General features: G+C 63.5%; 15 protein-coding genes. 8 read left to right on the forward strand and 7 right to left on the reverse strand.

What is annotated here, in order from left to right:
- Nucleotides 1-306: 306 nt before the first annotated feature.
- The gene (locus OKC41_RS17485) at nt 307-1,227 is read right to left on the reverse strand and encodes a LysR family transcriptional regulator (RefSeq protein ID WP_201894087.1); all 921 of its coding nucleotides are present in this window, start codon (nt 1,225-1,227) and stop codon (nt 307-309) included.
- Between the two features lie 123 nt (nt 1,228-1,350).
- Between OKC41_RS17485 and OKC41_RS17490 the strand changes: the two genes are divergently transcribed.
- The 5 genes from OKC41_RS17490 to OKC41_RS17510 all read left to right on the forward strand — a co-directional run bounded on the left by OKC41_RS17490 (nt 1,351) and on the right by OKC41_RS17510 (nt 5,960).
- Nucleotides 1,351-2,268, forward strand: coding sequence for an alpha/beta hydrolase (locus OKC41_RS17490; RefSeq protein ID WP_201894085.1), 918 nt, complete (start codon nt 1,351-1,353; stop codon nt 2,266-2,268).
- A 49-nt stretch (nt 2,269-2,317) separates the two neighbouring features.
- Nucleotides 2,318-3,247, forward strand: a complete 930-nt coding sequence (locus OKC41_RS17495) for an alpha/beta hydrolase (RefSeq protein WP_201894083.1) — start codon at nt 2,318-2,320, stop codon at nt 3,245-3,247.
- Nucleotides 3,248-3,295: 48 nt separating this feature from the next.
- Nucleotides 3,296-3,934 carry an SDR family oxidoreductase gene (locus tag OKC41_RS17500; RefSeq protein ID WP_201894081.1) on the forward strand — a complete coding sequence of 213 codons (639 nt, stop codon included), beginning with the start codon at nt 3,296-3,298 and terminating at the stop codon, nt 3,932-3,934.
- Between the two features lie 13 nt (nt 3,935-3,947).
- Nucleotides 3,948-4,583 (forward strand): flavodoxin, encoded by a 636-nt coding sequence (locus OKC41_RS17505; RefSeq protein WP_201894079.1) that lies wholly within the window; start codon nt 3,948-3,950, stop codon nt 4,581-4,583.
- A 348-nt stretch (nt 4,584-4,931) separates the two neighbouring features.
- A complete protein-coding gene (locus tag OKC41_RS17510; protein ID WP_270672226.1) occupies nt 4,932-5,960 on the forward strand; it encodes an MBL fold metallo-hydrolase in 1,029 nt (342 codons plus the stop codon).
- A gap of 183 nt (nt 5,961-6,143) precedes the next feature.
- On the opposite strand, the gene yjfF is transcribed toward OKC41_RS17510, so the two are convergent.
- The 5 genes from yjfF to OKC41_RS17535 all read right to left on the reverse strand — a co-directional run bounded on the left by yjfF (nt 6,144) and on the right by OKC41_RS17535 (nt 11,971).
- Nucleotides 6,144-7,151, reverse strand: coding sequence for a galactofuranose ABC transporter, permease protein YjfF (gene yjfF, locus OKC41_RS17515; protein WP_010674604.1), 1,008 nt, complete (start codon nt 7,149-7,151; stop codon nt 6,144-6,146).
- On the reverse strand, nt 7,144-8,163 hold the full coding sequence (gene ytfT / locus OKC41_RS17520) for a galactofuranose ABC transporter, ATP-binding protein YtfT (protein ID WP_039039072.1): 1,020 nt from the start codon (nt 8,161-8,163) through the stop codon (nt 7,144-7,146). The genes yjfF and ytfT overlap by 8 nt, the downstream gene beginning before the upstream one ends.
- A gap of 1 nt (nt 8,164) precedes the next feature.
- Nucleotides 8,165-9,673: a galactofuranose ABC transporter, ATP-binding protein YtfR gene (ytfR, locus tag OKC41_RS17525; protein WP_270672227.1), complete on the reverse strand. Its 1,509-nt coding sequence runs from the start codon at nt 9,671-9,673 to the stop codon at nt 8,165-8,167.
- An 89-nt stretch (nt 9,674-9,762) separates the two neighbouring features.
- Complete coding sequence (gene ytfQ / locus OKC41_RS17530) at nt 9,763-10,722, reverse strand: galactofuranose ABC transporter, galactofuranose-binding protein YtfQ (RefSeq protein WP_270672228.1); 960 nt, start codon at nt 10,720-10,722, stop codon at nt 9,763-9,765.
- Between the two features lie 283 nt (nt 10,723-11,005).
- The gene (locus tag OKC41_RS17535; RefSeq protein WP_234916744.1) at nt 11,006-11,971 is read right to left on the reverse strand and encodes a LysR family transcriptional regulator; all 966 of its coding nucleotides are present in this window, start codon (nt 11,969-11,971) and stop codon (nt 11,006-11,008) included.
- Nucleotides 11,972-12,088: 117 nt separating this feature from the next.
- Between OKC41_RS17535 and OKC41_RS17540 the strand changes: the two genes are divergently transcribed.
- Entirely contained in the window at nt 12,089-12,940 is an 852-nt protein-coding gene (locus tag OKC41_RS17540; RefSeq protein ID WP_214004853.1) for a type 1 glutamine amidotransferase domain-containing protein, read from the forward strand.
- 63 nt (nt 12,941-13,003) lie between these two features.
- Here OKC41_RS17540 and OKC41_RS17545 read toward each other — a convergent pair whose 3' ends face one another.
- A complete protein-coding gene (locus OKC41_RS17545; protein WP_048208684.1) occupies nt 13,004-13,882 on the reverse strand; it encodes a LysR family transcriptional regulator in 879 nt (292 codons plus the stop codon).
- A 161-nt stretch (nt 13,883-14,043) separates the two neighbouring features.
- On the opposite strand from OKC41_RS17545, the gene fdhD reads away from it, so the two are divergent.
- Nucleotides 14,044-14,829, forward strand: coding sequence for a formate dehydrogenase accessory sulfurtransferase FdhD (gene fdhD / locus OKC41_RS17550; RefSeq protein ID WP_201894073.1), 786 nt, complete (start codon nt 14,044-14,046; stop codon nt 14,827-14,829).
- Nucleotides 14,813-17,110: an FdhF/YdeP family oxidoreductase gene (locus OKC41_RS17555; protein WP_270672229.1), complete on the forward strand. Its 2,298-nt coding sequence runs from the start codon at nt 14,813-14,815 to the stop codon at nt 17,108-17,110. Before fdhD ends, OKC41_RS17555 begins: the two co-directional genes overlap by 17 nt.
- Nucleotides 17,111-17,115: the final 5 nt, after the last annotated feature.

Below are 17,115 nucleotides of genomic sequence, written 5' to 3' on the forward strand. Positions count from 1 at the left end.
TCTTGTCATTGAACACCTCAAATAATGGTGGCGACTGTACCACCTAAAACGGTGTCCGGGATGATTAGACCACTACAAGCACTGTCCCCTTGGGATCATGCTTTCCCTCAGCCACCTCCCGTGGCCTCTATTGCCACTGCATCCTCTTTGTTCTCACCACATTACGATCCCTTTTCGAAAGAGAAGAGCTTGCCGTGCGCCAAGGCCTAAACCCAGAAAGTACCAGACCGTCGGCAATCCCAGGCACTTGACTGGTGGTGCGTCAACCACTTGCTGGCCTGACGGGCAACGACCGGCGCAGTGACATCAGGCCAGCTGTGCTCGCTTCTCGATCAGGAAATCCATCAGTGCCCGCATCTTGGCCGGCATCTGGGCCCGCGACGGCACATAGAGATAAAACCCCGGGAAGGGGGGGCACCAGGGGACGAGCACCCGCACCAGTGAGCCGTCACTCAGGTGCTGGCGCACCCGCAGATCCAGGTGTTTGACCAACCCCACCCCCTGCAGGGCCGCCTGCAGCATGCTGTCGTCGTCGTTGAACACGGCGTTGCCCTTGGGATCGACGATCTGGGTGTGCTGCTCCTCATCGGGGGAGGTAAACGACCAGCGGTCGATGGTGTTGCTGGAGGTGAAGCGGTAGGCCAGGCAGTTGTGCCGGGTGAGCTCGCCCGGGGTCTGCGGCGTGCCATGCTGCCTGAAATAGTCGGGTGAGCCGACAATGGCCATGGTCAAAGGCGGGGTGATGGGCACCGCCACCACGTGTTCATCCAGGCTCTCCCCCAGGCGAATGCCGGCATCCATGCCGTCGGCGATGATGTTGGAAAACCCGTCCGCCATCACCAGCTCCAGCCGCAGCTTGGGATGGCGCGCCAGAAACTCTCCCATGTGGGGCTCGATCAGCAGCCTGGCGGCGATGCGCGAGCTGTTGATGCGAATAAGGCCCGAGGGCTCAAGGTGGGAGTCATTGAGTTCGCTCACCACCCGCTCGATGGCCGTGAGGGATGGCTGCAGCACGTCCAGCAGGCGCTGCCCCTCCTCGGTCAGCGACATGTCGCGGGTGGTGCGGTTGAGCAGCCGTACCTGCAACTGCTGCTCCAGCCCCTTGAGGTGCTGGGAGAGGGCGGCGCGGGTCACCCCCATCTCGGCGGCGGCCTTGGTAAAACTGCGGTGGCGGGCGATGTGGGCAAACCACGTCAGTGACGCGACGAGTGAAGGTTCTATGGGCATTTGTTTAGCCTTGCTAATCAGTCATGTCTTGATAGGTGCGTATATCTAGATCAATAGACTTACTACTATTAGCTCGAACTTGCGTCAAGCATGACGACCCTGAACCTAACGGAGAGCCCGACCATGTCCCACGTTACCTTCCCCAATCGCAACGGCCAAAGCATCACCCTGGCCGCCATCGTTCACTTCCCGCCGCACTTCGATGAGCGCAAGCAGTACCCGGCGGTCGTGGTTTCCCACCCCGGCGGCGGGGTGAAGGAGCAGACTGCGGGCCTGTACGCCAGCAAGCTGGCCGAGCAGGGCCTCATCGCCATCGCCTTTGACCGCTCCTATCAGGGCGAGAGCTCGGGCGAGCCGCGCCAGCTGGAGAATCCCCACGTCAGCACCGAGGACGTCAGCGCCGTGGTGGACTACCTGACCACGCTGCCCTATGTCGATGAGAACCGGATCGGGGCCATGGGCATCTGCGCCGGCGCTGGCTACAGCGCCAATGCCGCCATCCAGGATCGCCGCATCAAGGCGCTCGGCATGGTCAGCGCGGTCAACATCGGCCAGATGTTCCGCAATGGCTGGGACAACAGCGTCAAGGATGCCGATGCCATGGGCTATCTGGCGTTCGGCTCCCAGGCGCGCACCACGGATGCGGCTGGTAGCGGCTACGCCACCATCCCCTTGGCGCCCCTGCGTGAAGAGGATGCCCCCAACGAGGAGCTGCGCGAAGCCTGGGAGTACTACCACACTCCGCGCTGCGAGCACTCCAACGCGCCTGGCTTTGCGCTGACCCGCAACCTGAACCAGATCATCACCTATGACGCCTATCACAAGGCCGAGGCCTTCCTGACCCAGCCCATTCTGGCGGTGGCTGGCAGTGTGGCCGGCAGCAAGTGGATGAGCGATGACCTGCTGGCGCGCGCCGCGAGCACAGACAAGACCCTGCATGTGGTGGAGGGGGCCAACCACATGTCCCTCTACGATGTGCCCCGCTATGTCGACGAGGCCGTCGCCCAGCTGGCCCCCTTCTTCCTGCGAACCCTGAACTAATCGGCCCGCGAGAGGGGGAGGCCCCTCTCGCTTATCGAGGAGCATCATCATGAGCCATGTATTGAACCTGACCTATCAGAACCTAGGCTGGCAGACGGCGGCCGACCTCTACCTGCCGCCCGATTTCGACGAGCAAAAGCGCTACCCGGCCATCGTCAGCACCCACCCCATCGGCAGCTGCAAGGAGCAGACCGCCGGCAATGTCTACGCCAAGGGGCTGGCCGCGGCAGGGTTCGTGGTACTGGTGCCCGACGCCAGCTTCCAGGGCGCCAGCGGCGGTGAGCCGCGCTTTATCGAGGATCCGGCGATTCGGGTCTCCGACATCCGCTTCGCGGTGGACTACCTGCAATCCCTCTCTTATGTGGACAGCGATCGCATCGGCGCCATCGGCGTGTGCGGCGGCGGCGCCTACACCATCCATGCGGGCATCACGGATCACCGCCTCAAGGCGCTGGTCTCCATCACAGGGGTCAACTATGGCCGCCTGATCCGCGAAGGCTTCGCCCAGTTCAAGCCTCTTGAGCTGGCCCAGGGTATCGCCCGGATGCGCACGGCGCAGGCACAAGGGAGCGCCATGGAGCCCGCCGAACTGCTGCCGGCGTCCGTGGCGGCGGCCACCGCGGCAGGCATCACCGACATCGACGTGCTGGAGGCCACCGAGTACTACAAGACGGCGCGCGGTCAGCAGCCTCACGGCGCGACCCGCCAGCTGATGTCCTTCACCGGCGCCGCCATGGGATGGGATGCCTTCCTCCATGCCGAGGTGCTGCTGACCCAGCCGCTGATGGTGGTCATCGGCGACAAGGCGGGGGGCTTTGGCGCCTATCGGGATGGCTGGGAGATCTACGGCCGCGCCGCCTCCACCGACAAGCACATAGTCGTGGCCGAAGGCTGGTCCCATTACGACCTCTACGACAAAGCCGAGCCGGTGGCCATCGCCATGGCAAGCGTGGTGCCCTTCTTCCAGCGCACCCTGTGATCCCGCGGTGGGGCATCCCCACCCATTCAAGCGACAAGGTAAACCGATATGCGAAACGTACTGATCCTCGGCGCCAGCGGCCAGATAGCCCGGTGGGTGGTCAAGGGGCTCGCCGGGCAGGGCGACCTCCGCCAGACCCTGCTGCTGCGCGACCCCAAAAAGTTGAGCGGCCGTGAGCCGGCCAACGCCAAAGTGGTGATCGGTAGCGTGCTGGACAAGCCGCTGCTCAAGGAGGCGATGGCAGGACAAGAGATCGTCTACGCCAACCTCAGTGGCGACAACCTGGACAAGCAGGCCCAGGCGATCATCGCTGCCATGCAGGCCGCCGGGGTGAAGCGCCTGGTCTTCGTGCTGTCCCTTGGGATCTACGACGAGGTGCCCGGCAAGTTCGGTCAGTGGAATCGCGGCATCATCGGCGAGGAGCTTAAACCCTACCGCCGTGCGGCAGACGCCATCGAGGCATCGGGGCTGGATTACACCATCTTGCGCCCGGCCTGGCTGACCGATGAGGATGAAGTGGATTACGAGCTGACCGCCAAGGGCCAGCCCTTCCAGGGCACCGTGGTGTCGCGCAGGAGCGTGGGGGATCTCATCACCCGGATCCTGGTCTCGCCCGAACTGCATCTGGGGGAGAACCTTGGCATCCACCAACCCGGCAGCGACGGCGACAAACCGTACTTTATGTAACGTGAGGTCAAGGATGATGAACTGGGCCTTTATCGCCCTTGGCGCGCTGGCCGCCGCCGTGGTAGTCGTGTTGCTGGCGGTCTCCTTTATCGAGCGTCGGCAGGCTTATGAGCTGGCCGGGCTGGAGGCAGAGAGCCCGCAGGTGGCGAGCCCCCGCACGGCGGTGGTCTATTTCTCCCGCTCGGGCAATACGGCGCTGGCCGCCCGCCACCTGGCAAATCGGCTCGGGGCCCGGCTCTTTGCGCTGGATGCCCCCGCCTATCGGCTCGGCCCCGGGGGATTGGTGCAGGCCCTCGGCGATGCGAACGCATTGAAGCGTGCACCAGAGGCACTGCCCGATATCGTGCCGCGCACCCTCGATCTGACTCCGTTCGATACTGTGTGGCTCGGCTCCCCGGTCTGGCTCTACAGCCCGGCGCCGCCTATCTGGGCCTTCGTCGAGCACAACCGTTTCGATGGCAAGGAGGTGGTGTTGTTCAACACCTACAACAGCCATTTCGGCGAAGAGCACATCGCGGCGCTCAAGGCCAGGGTGATGGCCCGTGGCGCAAAATCCTTCAGCCATCGCCATGTGCTGCGAGGGCGGATGACCCGCCAGCTGACCCCTGAGCAGATGCTCGATGAAATTGATCGTTGGGAGGCGAGATAGCGCCGCCGCCCTGGCTGTACGCCATCCGGCGCCTCCTTTTGTTGGCGCCGGCAGAGCAGGTGAGGCCATGCGCTTGATGCGACACCATGCCGGGGCCATGCGGCAACGCGACCCCCTCTGGTGGCGGGAGCCCGGGCAGGCTATCTTGCCGTTACCGGAGACGCCGGGAACCGGTTTCATACCGTGCGACTCTCCCGTTCTGTTTTATGGATGGTGCGGCCCCGTGCAGGGGCTGCTCTCGACTCACCAGAGACCAGGCTGACAGGCGTGGTATGAATGCAGACCCCGTCAGCCTCTTTTCGCGCCCCTGAGGGGCGCCGTTTTCTGTGGTTGCTCAAAGGAGCCCTGATGATTGGCATGATCGCATCTCTACTCAAACCGGGCCTGCCCGAACACCCGGACTCCTCGCAATATCAGGGGGGCCGGTTCAACAATGCCGTGACACCCCAGGCGCGAAGCCTCTGGGAAGGGGCCAGGCTCTGGTGGGACTTCCTGTTCGCCAAGCCTGAGGGCACGGTGCCGGATCGCGCCATTCCGGTACAGGTCATGACCCGGGAGGGGCTCATCGCGGCGCCGGACAACAGCGTGTGGCGCCTCGGCCACTCCACTCTGCTGCTCAAGTTGCAGGGCACGTTCTGGCTGACGGATCCCGTGTTCAGCGAGCGGGCCTCGCCGGTGCAGTGGTTCGGCCCCAAGCGCTGGCATCAACCGCCCATCACCCTGGAGGCGCTGCCCCCCATCGAGGGGGTGATCCTCTCCCACGATCACTACGACCATCTCGATCACGGGGCCATACTGGCGCTGCAGGAGAAGGTCGACCACTTCATCACGCCCCTCGGGGTGGGGGCGCGCCTCATGGCCTGGGGGATTGCGAAGGAGAAGATCCGCGAACTGGACTGGTGGCAGCAGACCCGAGTGGGCGGTGTCACCCTGGTAGCGACCCCGGCCCAGCATTTCTCCGGCCGTGGCCTCGGGGACGGCAACCAGACCCTCTGGGCCTCCTGGGTCATTCGCGGCGAGGGGGTCAACCTCTTCTTCAGCGGTGACAGCGGCTACTTCGACGGTTTCAAGGAGATTGGCAGGCGCTACGGTCCGTTCGACGTGACCTTCCTCGAGACCGGGGCCTACGACAAGCGCTGGGAGCTGGTGCACATGCTCCCGGCGCAGACGGCGCAGGCGTTTCACGATCTTGGGGGGAAATGGCTCTATCCGGTGCACAACGGCACCTTCGATCTGGCCATGCACCGCTGGAACGATCCGCTTGAGCAGATTGCCCGCTTGGCTGCCGAGCAACAGATCCCCCTGACCACGCCTGTCATGGGGGAGCCTCTGGAGGTGCTGAGCCCCCATGAGGGCAACCCCTGGTGGTGCGATTGACCTGAGTGCCCTCCAAAGACGGTATCACCCCTCAAAGGGGCGTGCGGGAGGCTAGGGCCGGGCCCTGTGAGGGCCCCCGCTGCCTCCCCATCCTCTGCGCCGGACCCGTGACGGCCAGGCGGGGAGGGCGCACGAGAGTGCCTTGCCCCCGTTATCTTCTGCCACCAGAGTCTTGCTGATACCTCACTCGGGCTGGGCGGCAACCTGGCGCTTGAAAGGACCTGGCTTGTTGGCCTTGCGGTGCTCCGAAACCAGGATCAGCAGGCGCTGCAGGGCGATGAAGCTGAACAGCAGCAGGCCGATGATGATCTTGGTCCACCAGGAGCTGAGGGTGCCGTCGAAGTTGATGTAGGTCTGGATCAGCCCCTGGATCAGCACCCCGAACAGGGAACCGAAGACGGTGCCCACCCCGCCGCTCAGCAGAGTGCCGCCGATGACCACGGCGGCGATGGCATCGAGCTCCACCCCGACGGCGGCGAGCGGATAGCCCGCCGAGGTATAGAGCGCGAACACGATGCCTGCGAGGGTCGCCAGGGTGGTGGAGAGCAGGTAGATGCGAATGGTGGTGTGGCGCACCGAGATCCCCATCAGGGCTGCCGAGGTGGCGTTGCCGCCGATGGCGTAAACGTTGTTGCCAAAGCGAGTGCGGTTGGCGAGCAGGATGCCGAAGACCACCACCGCCAGCATGATGAGGGCCAGCAGGCTCAGGCGACCGCCCCCCGGTATCTTCCACGACAGGCTCGACAGGTAGGTGAAGGTGGGGTGATCGATGGGCAGGGACTGCTCGGAGATGAGAAAACTTGCCCCCCGCAGGAAGAACATGCCCGCCAGGGTGATGATGAAGGCGGGGATCTTCAGGGTGTCGATGAGCCAGCCCATGAGGGCGCCAAAGCCTGCTCCGAGCACCAGTACCAGAGGGATGGCCAGCACGGGGCTGACCCCCAGCTTCCCGATGAGGGTTGCCAGCAGCACGCCGGTGAAGGCGATGACGGCCCCCACCGACAGATCGATGCCCCCCGAGAGGATGACGAAGGTCATGCCCACCGCCACTATTCCCAGAAACGCGTTGTCCGTCAGGATGTTGCAGATGATGCGGGTGGACATGAAGGCAGGGAAGGAGGCCAGGCAGAGCAGATAGCCCAGCACGAAGACCATGATGGTCACCATCAGGGGGAGGTTGCGTTTAAACATGGCGAGTCCTTCGCTGGAAGAGGTGGTTGAGGGCCGGTGACTGCATGACCAGCACCGCCAGCACCACCAGGGCTTTGACGATCTGGTTCCACTGGGGCTGGTAGCCGGAGAGCAGGATCCCGGTGTTCACCCCCTGGATGATCAGTATGCCGATCAGGGAGAGGGCGAGGTTGAAGCGCCCCCCCATCAGGGAGGTGCCTCCTATCACCACCGCCAGAATGGCGTCCATCTCGAGCCAGAGCCCGGCGTTGTTGGCATCGGCACCCCGGATGTCGGCGGCGACTATCATGCCGGCGACGGCGGCCATCATGCCGCTCAGCAGGTAGGTGGCGATCACCACCATGGGGGTGTTGAGCCCGGCGTTCTTGGCGGCCTTGATGTTGATCCCCACCGCTTCGATGAAGAGGCCGAGGGCGGTGCGCTTGGTCAGCAGCCAGAGCAGCAGCGCCATGCCCAGGGTGATGATGACCGGGGTGGGCAGATAGAAGAGGGAGCCGCTGCCGATCCAGGCGAGGGCGTCGTTGTTGAAGGTGATGATCTGCCCCTCGGTGATGAGCTGGGCGATGCCCCGGCCCGCCACCATGAGGATCAGGGTGGCGACGATGGGCTGGATCTTGAACACCGCCACCAGCAGGCCGTTCCACAGGCCGCACAGAAGGCCCACCCCGATGACGGCGGCGAAGATGACCGGCAGGCTGTGACCGCCGGTGGCCAGGCTGGCCATGGTGGCCCCGCTGATGGCCATGACGGCGCCCACCGACAGGTCGATGCCGCCGGTGGCGATCACCAGCGTCATGCCGAGGGAGAGCAGGGCCACCGGGGCACAGCGGTTGAGGATGTCGATGAGGCTGCCAAACAGCCGCCCATCCTGGATGTGGATGGCGAAGAAGTTGTCGGCGACCAGGGCATTGATGAGCAGCACGCACACCAGGGCGGCGCACTGGGCCGAGCCCGTGGGCCACTCCCTGCGGGCGCGCGACCCCTTGGCGAGGGGGAGAATGGATGACGTCATATCAGGCCTCACATGCAATGGCGTTCATGATGGCAGGGACGCTCAGGGCGTCCGTCGCAAGCTCTGCCACCTGTTTTCTGTCACGAAGGACGATCACCCGATCGGCATAGCCCACCAGCTCCTCGAGCTCGGAGGAGATGACCAGCAGGGCCAGCCCGTTGGCGCAGAGGGATTCGATGAGGCGGATGATCTCGGCGTGGGCCCCCACGTCGATGCCCCGGGTAGGCTCGTCCAGGATCAGGAACTGGGGTTTGGTGAGCAGCCAGCGGGCGAGCAGCACCTTTTGCTGGTTGCCCCCGGAGAGAAACTGGATGGGCTGCTCTGGTCCCGGGGTCTTGATGGCCAACTGCTCGATGAGGCGGGCGGTGATCTCGTCCTGTTCCTTGCGAGACAGGGGATGCAACCAGCCCCGCTGGGCTTGCAGGGCCAGCACCATGTTCTCCCGCACCGAGGCCGAGGCGATGATGCCGGCGCTCTTGCGATCCTCCGGGCAGAAACCAAAGCCGTTGGCGGCCGCCTGGCGTGCAGAGCGGATGGTCACCGGCTTGTCCCGCACCCGGCACTCGCCGCTGTCGCTCGGCACTATGCCGAACATCAGCTCGGCGGTCTCGGTACGACCGGACCCGAGCAGGCCGGCGAGGCCCACTATCTCCCCGGGCATGACGTCGAGACTGAAGGGGGCGATAACTCCCCGCTTGCCATAGTCCCTGAACGACACCATGGGCTGGTTGCTGCGCAGTGTCTTGCCCGCCCGCTTGAGGGCATTGTCGTCCAGTTCGCGTCCCAGCATCATCTTGACCAGCTCCAGTTGTGGCAGTGCCTGGGTGTCGCGGGTGCCGACCAGCTCGCCGTTGCGCAGCACTGTGATGCGATCGCTGATGGCGTAGACCTGATCGAGAAAATGGGTGATGAAGATGAGGCTTACCCCCTGATCCCGCAGGCGCGTCATCAGGGAGAAGAGCATCTGGACTTCGCTGGCATCCAGGCTCGCGGTGGGCTCGTCCAGGATCAGGATCCTGGCGGAGAGTGACACCGCCCGGGCGATGGCCACGATCTGCTGCATGGCGACCGAGTAGTGGTCGAGGGGCAGGGTGACATCCATCTCGAAGCCGTGGCTGGCCATGATGGCGCTGGCCTGCCGGGTCATGGCGCCCCGGTCGATGAAGCCGAAACGGCGGGGCTCATGGCCGATGAAGAGGTTGTCTGCCACCGACATGTTCGGCAGCAGGTTGACCTCCTGATAGACGGTGCCTATCCCCAGACGCTGGGCATGGGCGGTGTCCGTCGGGGAGATAGGGACGCCATCGAGTTCGATACGGCCGGCGTCTCGCTGATAGACACCGGTGAGGGTCTTGATCAACGTGGACTTGCCGGCCCCGTTCTCGCCGAGCAGCGCCATGATTTCCCCCCTTCGCAGGGAGAAGTCCACCTGATGCAGGGCTCGTACCCCGGGAAAGGCCTTGCAGATCCCGCGGGCGTTCAATAGGACATCCTGAGTGTTTTCTGACATGAATAGGGGCTCTCCGATATAACACGCCATATCGCAACCCAGCCGATATGGCGTGTTATTTGACTGGCTGGCTCAGCGGGCGAGCGGCATTAATAACCCATGTCTTTTTTCAGCTCGAGCTGGGCCTCTGCACTCTCAGGCTCGAACAGAATAGACTCCGTCTTGATATGTTTGGGGGGCAGGGCGCCATCCTTTTTATAGGCCAGCAGGGCATCGAAGGCGGGGCCTGCCATATTTGGCGTCAATTCCACCGAGGCATTGGCTTCACCGGCCATCATCGCCTTGAAAATATCCGGCACCCCATCGATGGAGATGATCTTGATATCCTTGCCCGGTTTCAGCCCGGCCTCTTTAATGGCCTGGATGGCGCCGATGGCCATGTCGTCGTTGTGAGCGTAGACGGCGCAAATATTCTTGCCGTTATTTTCCGCCTTGATGAAGCTCTCCATCACCTCCTTGCCCTTGCTGCGGGTGAAGTCGCCGGACTGGGTGCGGATGATCTTGATGGTGGGCACGGCCGCGACAGTGTCGAGGAAGCCCTTCTTGCGATCCAGCGCCACGCTGGCTCCCACTGTGCCTTGCAGTTCGACCACGTTGCAGGCCTTGCCATCCTGCTGCTTGATGAGCCACTGGGCCGCTACTGCCCCTTCGTGGACGCTGTCTGCGGCGACCCCGGTCATAAAGAGGGCGTCATCTTTCACCGTGATGTTGCGATCCAGCAGGAACACCGGGATCTCTGCCTCTTTCGCCTCCTGCAATACCGGATCCCAGCCGGTCTGCACCACGGGGGCAATAAAGATGGCATCCACTCCCTGAGCAATGAAGGAGCGAATGGCCTTGATCTGGTTCTCCTGTTTCTGCTGGGCATCGGCAATTTTCAGAATGATGCCGCGTTTTTGGGCTTCGCTCTTGGCGACCGATGTTTCTGCAGCTCGCCACCCGGATTCAGAACCAATTTGCGAGAAGCCCACGGTCATCTCTGCAGAATATGCAGTGGCCGAGAGAATAAGGGTGCTGATAATGCTCGCCAGTTTCACTTTTTTATACATATGACACTCCTTTGTGATGCATGGTGAAATAAACCGGAACACGTCAGGTTTTTATTGTACGGGTCAAGGTTATAGGCTCTTGAATTAAACGGCGGGAGGTGGCTCACAGAAAATTTTCAGCAGCACGATGCTTCATACAAACAGCAGAAGAGTTCATATATCGAGCCCTGCCTGTATTGATTTTTATGCATATTTATTTAATTAGGCAACCATTGTGTCCAGAGTGCCATCTGCTTTTTGCCCCCGGTATCGGGGGCGCAGTCACGCAGATGAGGGGCCCTCGTCAGCGAAGAGGGGGATATTCCCCTGGCACAGGCGACCCCTCTGGGTGCACCGCTGCCAGCAGGTAATCCACGAAGGCCCGGACCCGGGCCGAGAGGTGACGGTGCTGTGGATAGAGGGCGTAGAAGGGGCGGGATCGCCCCGCAAAGGGGGTCATCACCTCGATCAGCTTGCCTTGCAACAGCGCCTCGGCCGCCACGAAATGGTAGATCTGGAACAGACCGCCCCCAGCCACCGCCCAGCCCAGGCCCGCCAGTACATCGTCAAGCACCCGCTGTCTGCTCTGAACATGAAGGTCGACAGGGTCCCCCTGCTCGTTCACGAACTGCCAGGGGAAGGGGCGACCCGTGCTCGGGGTGATGAACTGGATCAGATCATGTTGCGACAGCATCTCCAGGGAGGTTGGCGCGGGGCGGCGGGCGGCATAATCGGGGGCGCAGAAGACCCCGAGGCTGGCATCCTCCAGCTTGCGGGCGATGATCCGCCCATCGCGCGGCTCCCCCAGCCGGATGGCCAGATCGTAACCATCCTCCACGAAGTCGATGTTCCTGTTGGAGACATTGAGCTCCAGCTCGACCTCGGGATAGGCCGCCATGAAGCCCGGCAGCAGGGGCACCAGACGGTGGTGGGCATAGACGGTGCCCACGCTGATGCGCAGCACTCCTCTGGGGTGGCGCTGGCGGCCGGTGATGGCCCGCTCGGCCTCGGCGATCTGCTCGAGCGCCTGCTGGCACTGCTCCCGATAGAGCTCCCCGTCATGGGTGAGGCGCACGCTGCGGGTGGTGCGATGGAAGAGTTTGACGCCGAGCCTGGCCTCGAGACGCTGGATGGAGCGGCTCACCGAGGCGGGCGTTACCCCCAGTACCTGAGCCGTAGCGGTAAAGCTGCCAAGTTCGGCTGCCTTGCAAAAGAGCTCTATGGTGCCGAGCTGGACGGGGTCGAAGGCACGGGACATATGTTCATCCATGTAAATAATCAAGTTCAATGGTGTGAGTTTATTCATCCTTGGGTAATCAGTAAATTGCTCATCGCGGGCGGCCCTGTGGCCGCCCGATCGATCACTGCCATCAAAAGGAAGATCACGATGAAGAACACCCTCAAGGCCGTGCTGGCCTCACTGCTGCTGGCGACCTCCGCTGCGGCCAGCGCCGCCCCGAAAGGCGAGATCCTGGTGCTGCTCTCGAGCGAGACCGAACTGCCGCTGCAAGGGGGCAAGAGCCTGACCACCGGCTTCTACCAGAATGAACTGGGGGTGCCTGCCGCCGCCCTGCTGGAGGCCGGTTATACCCTGACCCCGGTGACCCCGAGAGGGAACCGGCCCGTTGTCGACAAACACTCCGTCGATCCCCAGTACTTTGGCGGCAACCCGCAGGAGATGGTGCGAATCGGCGCCGTCGTGGAGGGGCTGCTTGGCGCCGGCAAGGTGCTCTCCCTGAGGGAGGTGCTGGCATCCGGTCCCGAGCGCTATGCCGGCCTCTTCATTCCCGGCGGCCATGCGCCCCTCATCGATCTTGCCAAGGATCCCGAGGTGGGGACCCTGCTTCGCCACTTCCATGACAACCACAAACCCACGGCCGCCATCTGCCACGGCCCCATCGCGCTGCTGGCGGCGCAGGCGGATCCGGCCGGGTTCGAGCAGTCGGTCATTGCGGGCAAGGCGGACGGCGCCAGAGAGTGGATCTACGACGGTTACAGGATGACCATCTTCTCCGACAAGGAAGAGGCGGTGTTTGAAGGCTCCCTTGGGGGTGACACGCTGCGCTACTACCCGGCGAAGGCCATGGCCCAGGCCGGTGGCAGCATGCAGTTCGTGGCACCCTGGCAGCCTGGCGTTGTGATCGATCGCGAGCTCATCACAGGCCAGAATCCCTTCTCCGATCACGCTCTGGCGAGCGCCTTCATCGCGGCGCTGGACAGACAGCAAGGGGCAGGCTGACGCGAGGAGAGGGGCAAGCTCCCCCGCTTGATCAGTGCAGGCAGCCCCAATGGGCTGCCTTTTTCATGCCCCTGCCTTGGCGAGAAACGCCTTCATGGCGGGGGTGACACTGTGTTTTCGGGTGATGAAGGCGATGGTGCCTGCGCTTGCATCGCTCAAGGGATGGCAGGGCAGTTTGAAGAGCTGCTGGGCGGTGGCGGCGATGCCGGCGCTGACCACGGCGCAGCCCAGGCCGTGGCTCACCCCGTTGACCAGGTGGAACAGGGAGTCTGTCTCCAGCACCACCCGCAGGCTGATCTGCTGGCGGGCGGCGGCCTCGTCCAGGTAGCGGCGAAACTGCATAGTGGTGCTTGGCAGGATCAGGGGGAGATCTTGCAAGTCCGCCAGGGTCAGCGGCCCGGTCGGGGCGCAGTGGGCAGGCAGGGGGCCCAGCAGGGCCATGGGGTTGGGGTGGCGAAGCTGGACGTCGAGGGCCCGGCGCTGATGCTCGGTGAGCAACTCGTCAAAGCCGAGCCCGATGTCGATGCGATGCAGATCCAGCTGCTCCATCAGGGTGGCATGGGTCATCACGCAGAGGTGCAGGCCCACCTTGGGGTAGGCGTCATTGAACCCCTTGAGCAGCGGCATGATGTCGATGCTCGACTGGGGCACGACGCCGATGCGCAGCGCACCCGACAGCCCGCCCCGAAAGAGGCTGAGCTCCTGGCGCATGGCATCCTGCTCCTGCAGCATCCGCTCGGCGTGGTGCAGCACCACTTCCCCCGCCTGGGTCAGGGCCACGAACTGGCTGTTGCGCACCACCAGTTCGGTGCCAAGTGACTTCTCCAGGGCGGTGATGCTGGCGGACAGGGTCGGCTGGGTGATGAAGCAAGCCTTGGCCGCCTTGGCGAAGTGACGGTGCTGGGCCAGCTCGTAGAAATAGTGCAACTGCTTGATATTCATCGTGGTAATGGCAGCAGGTAAAGGCAATGAGCGACAAATTTAATCAATCGACATCCCGATGGCAATAGAAGTTATCTATTGGTGAATAGATTTGTTTCATTGGTTTTGGCGCGGCGGCTTATCTAAACTTGAGGCCCGAATACAGCTTATAAGCGTCTCGCATGATCCCTTTCAATTCACGGTTGCCCAGTCTGGATGAGCTGGTGGAGGAGGTGGCCGTGTCCGTCAACATCAACGGTATCAACCATGCCGTCATGATGGCCACCCCGGACGATCTCGACGATTTCGCCATCGGTTTTCTGTTTGGCGAGGGGATCATCGGGGGCAACCACGATGTACACGATATCCAGAGCACCCCGTCCGAGCACGGCATCGTGCTCGATGTCACCATCGCCAACCGCTGTCTGGCAGTGCTTGGCCAGCGCAAGCGCCGCTTGGCCGGTGCCAGCGGCTGTGGCATCTGCGGCGTGGAGGCCATCCAACATGCGTTGCCCGTGCTCACCCCGCTGACCCCGGGCGCCCCCTTCGACACCGCCACTTTGCAGGATCTGCGGGAGCGCATCGCCCCCTGGCAGAGCAAGGCCCGCCAGAGCGGCGCCCTTCATGCCGCCCTGGCGCTGGATGATCGCGGCGAGATCCTGGCCTGCCGGGAGGACATAGGGCGGCACAACGCCCTGGACAAGCTCATCGGCATGCAGCTGCGCCAGCCGGTGCAGGCCGCCACCCTGGTCATCACCAGCCGCTGCGGCAGCGAACTCATTCACAAGGCGGTGCAATTTGGCGCCGCTCACCTCATCAGCCTTGCTTCACCCAGCCAGCTCGCGGTGCGACTGGCCCTGAAGTACAACCTGACCCTGATCCATGTGCCCCGATCCGATGCCCCGGTCTGCTATGCCAGCCCCCGCGCCCAAGATCACGTTGGAGATTCCCATGTCCAGTCATATTGAGAAACCGGCCAAGGCCGGCGGCTTTTCCTCCCTGCAGTCCACCTTCAAGCAGGTGCTGCGCAGCCAGAAGACCCGCCAGAACATCAAGAACCTGCTGCGGGTCAACCAGACCGACGGCTTTGACTGTCCCGGCTGCGCCTGGGGTGACAACAAGCAGGGGGCCTTCCAGTTTTGCGAGAACGGCGCCAAGGCGGTGGCCTGGGAATCTACCGGCAAGACGGTGGGTGCCGATTTCTTCGCCGAGCATTCGGTGCGTCGCCTCGCCACCCAGAGCGACTACTGGCTCGAATACCAGGGGCGACTGACGGAGCCCCTGCGCTACAACCCGGCCACCGATCACTACGAGCCGGTGAGCTGGGATCAGGCGTTTGCCCTCATCGCCGACAAACTCAAGAGCCTGACCAGCCCCGACGAGGTGGAGTTCTACACCTCGGGACGCGCCAGCAACGAAGCCTCCTACCTCTATCAGCTATTTGGCCGCCTCTATGGCACCAACAACTTCCCCGACTGTTCCAACATGTGCCACGAGGCGAGCGGGGTGGGGCTCATCCAGTCCGTCGGGGTAGGCAAGGGCACCGTGGTGCTCGATGATTTCGACGCCGCCAAAGCCATCTTCGTCTTTGGCCAGAACCCGGGCACCAACCACCCGCGCATGATGAACGCCCTGCGCAAGGCGGCGCGCCAGGGGTGCCAGATCGTCACCTTCAACAACCTCAAAGAGGTGGCCCTCGAGCGCTTCGCGAGCCCCCAGAGCCCGGCGGAGCTACTGACCCCGGCGGCCACCACCATCAGCCACCAGTACCTCACGCCAAAGCTAGGCGGTGACATGGCGGCCATTCGCGGCATGGCGAAATACATCCTGGAAGAGGAGGGGGGGCGCATCGATCTCGCCTTTATCGAGCAGCACACCGCGCACTTTGACGACTACCTGGCTCAGGTGAAGGCCACGGAGTGGACGCAAATCGAGGCGCAATCCGACCTCGGTCGGGAGGCGATCACACGGGCGGCGCAGATCTTCGCAAGCAGCGAGAGCGTGATCAGCTGCTGGGCCATGGGGATCACCCAGCACAAGCATTCGGTCGACACCATTCGCGAAATCGTCAACCTGCACCTGATGTGCGGCCAGATTGGCAAGCCGGGGGCCGGACTCTGTCCGGTGCGCGGTCACAGCAACGTGCAGGGCAACCGCACCATGGGGATCAACGAGAAACCCAATGCCGCCTTCCTCGATCGCCTGGAGCGCCGCTTCCCGGTGGGCTTCAAGCGCACGCCGGGGCACAACGTATACGAGGCCCTCAAAGCCCTTCATGGCGGCAAGAGCAAGGTGCTCATCTGCCTTGGGGGCAACCTGGCAGCCGCCGCGCCGGATACCGAGTTCACCTATGAAGCGATGCGAAGGAGCGAGCTCAACGTGCAGATCAGCACCAAGCTCAACCGCAGCCACCTCATGGTGTCAAAAGATGCCCTGATCCTCCCCTGCCTGGGCCGTACCGAGCTCGATCAGCAGCGCACCGGGGTGCAGAAGATCACCGTGGAGGACACCTTCAGCATGGTGCACGCCTCCACCGGGATGAACGAGCCGGTCTCGCCGCTCTGTCTCTCCGAGATAGACATCGTGGCCCGCATGGCCGAGGCAACGCTCGGCAGCGAGCGGGTGGACTGGCTGGCGCTGCGGGATGACTACGGGTTGCTGCGGGATCTCATCGAGGAGACCATCGCGGGCTTTGGCGACTTCAACCGCCGCATCGAGGAGCCCTGCGGCTTCCATCTGGAGAACAGCGCCGCCCTGCTGCGCTGGAACACCGCGAGCGGGCGCGCCGAATTCAGGGCGAGCCGTTTGCCGGACTCCATCCTGCCCGAGTGCACCAGCCACGCGGAGCAGATGGTGGACCAGCCCGTGCTGCTGCTTCAGAGCCTGCGCTCCCACGATCAGTACAACACCACCATCTATGGCATGGATGATCGCTATCGCGGCATCAAGGGGCGACGCAACGTGGTCTTCATGAACGAGGAGGATGCCAGGAGGCTGGGGCTCGCCGAGGAGCAGCGGGTGGACATGAGTGCGGTGTGCAACGACGGGCGCGAGCGGGTGGTGCGGGGCTTTAGCGTCATCTTCTACGAGATCCCGAAAGGCAACATCGCCGCCTACTACCCCGAGACCAACCCCCTGGTGGCCATCGAGAGCATAGGGGAGGGCTCCTTCACCCCCACCTCCAAATCGGTGCCCGTGCTGGTGACCCCAAGCGCCGCCTCGGTCGAGAGCCTGGCCGTCACGCTCTGATCCCC

Source organism: Aeromonas sp. QDB17 (assembly GCF_027705305.1).
GTDB classification, from domain to species: domain Bacteria; phylum Pseudomonadota; class Gammaproteobacteria; order Enterobacterales; family Aeromonadaceae; genus Aeromonas; species Aeromonas caviae.

What these genes read in the sequence shown, in the direction of transcription:
- OKC41_RS17485 (WP_201894087.1), bottom strand. Translation starts at nt 1,227, where the DNA reads ATGCCCATAGAACCTTCACTCGTCGCGTCACTGACGTGGTTTGCCCAC.
- OKC41_RS17490 (WP_201894085.1), top strand. Translation starts at nt 1,351, where the DNA reads ATGTCCCACGTTACCTTCCCCAATCGCAACGGCCAAAGCATCACCCTG.
- OKC41_RS17495 (WP_201894083.1), top strand. Translation starts at nt 2,318, where the DNA reads ATGAGCCATGTATTGAACCTGACCTATCAGAACCTAGGCTGGCAGACG.
- OKC41_RS17500 (WP_201894081.1), top strand. Translation starts at nt 3,296, where the DNA reads ATGCGAAACGTACTGATCCTCGGCGCCAGCGGCCAGATAGCCCGGTGG.
- OKC41_RS17505 (WP_201894079.1), top strand. Translation starts at nt 3,948, where the DNA reads ATGATGAACTGGGCCTTTATCGCCCTTGGCGCGCTGGCCGCCGCCGTG.
- OKC41_RS17510 (WP_270672226.1), top strand. Translation starts at nt 4,932, where the DNA reads ATGATTGGCATGATCGCATCTCTACTCAAACCGGGCCTGCCCGAACAC.
- yjfF (WP_010674604.1), bottom strand. Translation starts at nt 7,151, where the DNA reads ATGTTTAAACGCAACCTCCCCCTGATGGTGACCATCATGGTCTTCGTG.
- ytfT (WP_039039072.1), bottom strand. Translation starts at nt 8,163, where the DNA reads ATGACGTCATCCATTCTCCCCCTCGCCAAGGGGTCGCGCGCCCGCAGG.
- ytfR (WP_270672227.1), bottom strand. Translation starts at nt 9,673, where the DNA reads ATGTCAGAAAACACTCAGGATGTCCTATTGAACGCCCGCGGGATCTGC.
- ytfQ (WP_270672228.1), bottom strand. Translation starts at nt 10,722, where the DNA reads ATGTATAAAAAAGTGAAACTGGCGAGCATTATCAGCACCCTTATTCTC.
- OKC41_RS17535 (WP_234916744.1), bottom strand. Translation starts at nt 11,971, where the DNA reads ATGGATGAACATATGTCCCGTGCCTTCGACCCCGTCCAGCTCGGCACC.
- OKC41_RS17540 (WP_214004853.1), top strand. Translation starts at nt 12,089, where the DNA reads ATGAAGAACACCCTCAAGGCCGTGCTGGCCTCACTGCTGCTGGCGACC.
- OKC41_RS17545 (WP_048208684.1), bottom strand. Translation starts at nt 13,882, where the DNA reads ATGAATATCAAGCAGTTGCACTATTTCTACGAGCTGGCCCAGCACCGT.
- fdhD (WP_201894073.1), top strand. Translation starts at nt 14,044, where the DNA reads ATGATCCCTTTCAATTCACGGTTGCCCAGTCTGGATGAGCTGGTGGAG.
- OKC41_RS17555 (WP_270672229.1), top strand. Translation starts at nt 14,813, where the DNA reads ATGTCCAGTCATATTGAGAAACCGGCCAAGGCCGGCGGCTTTTCCTCC.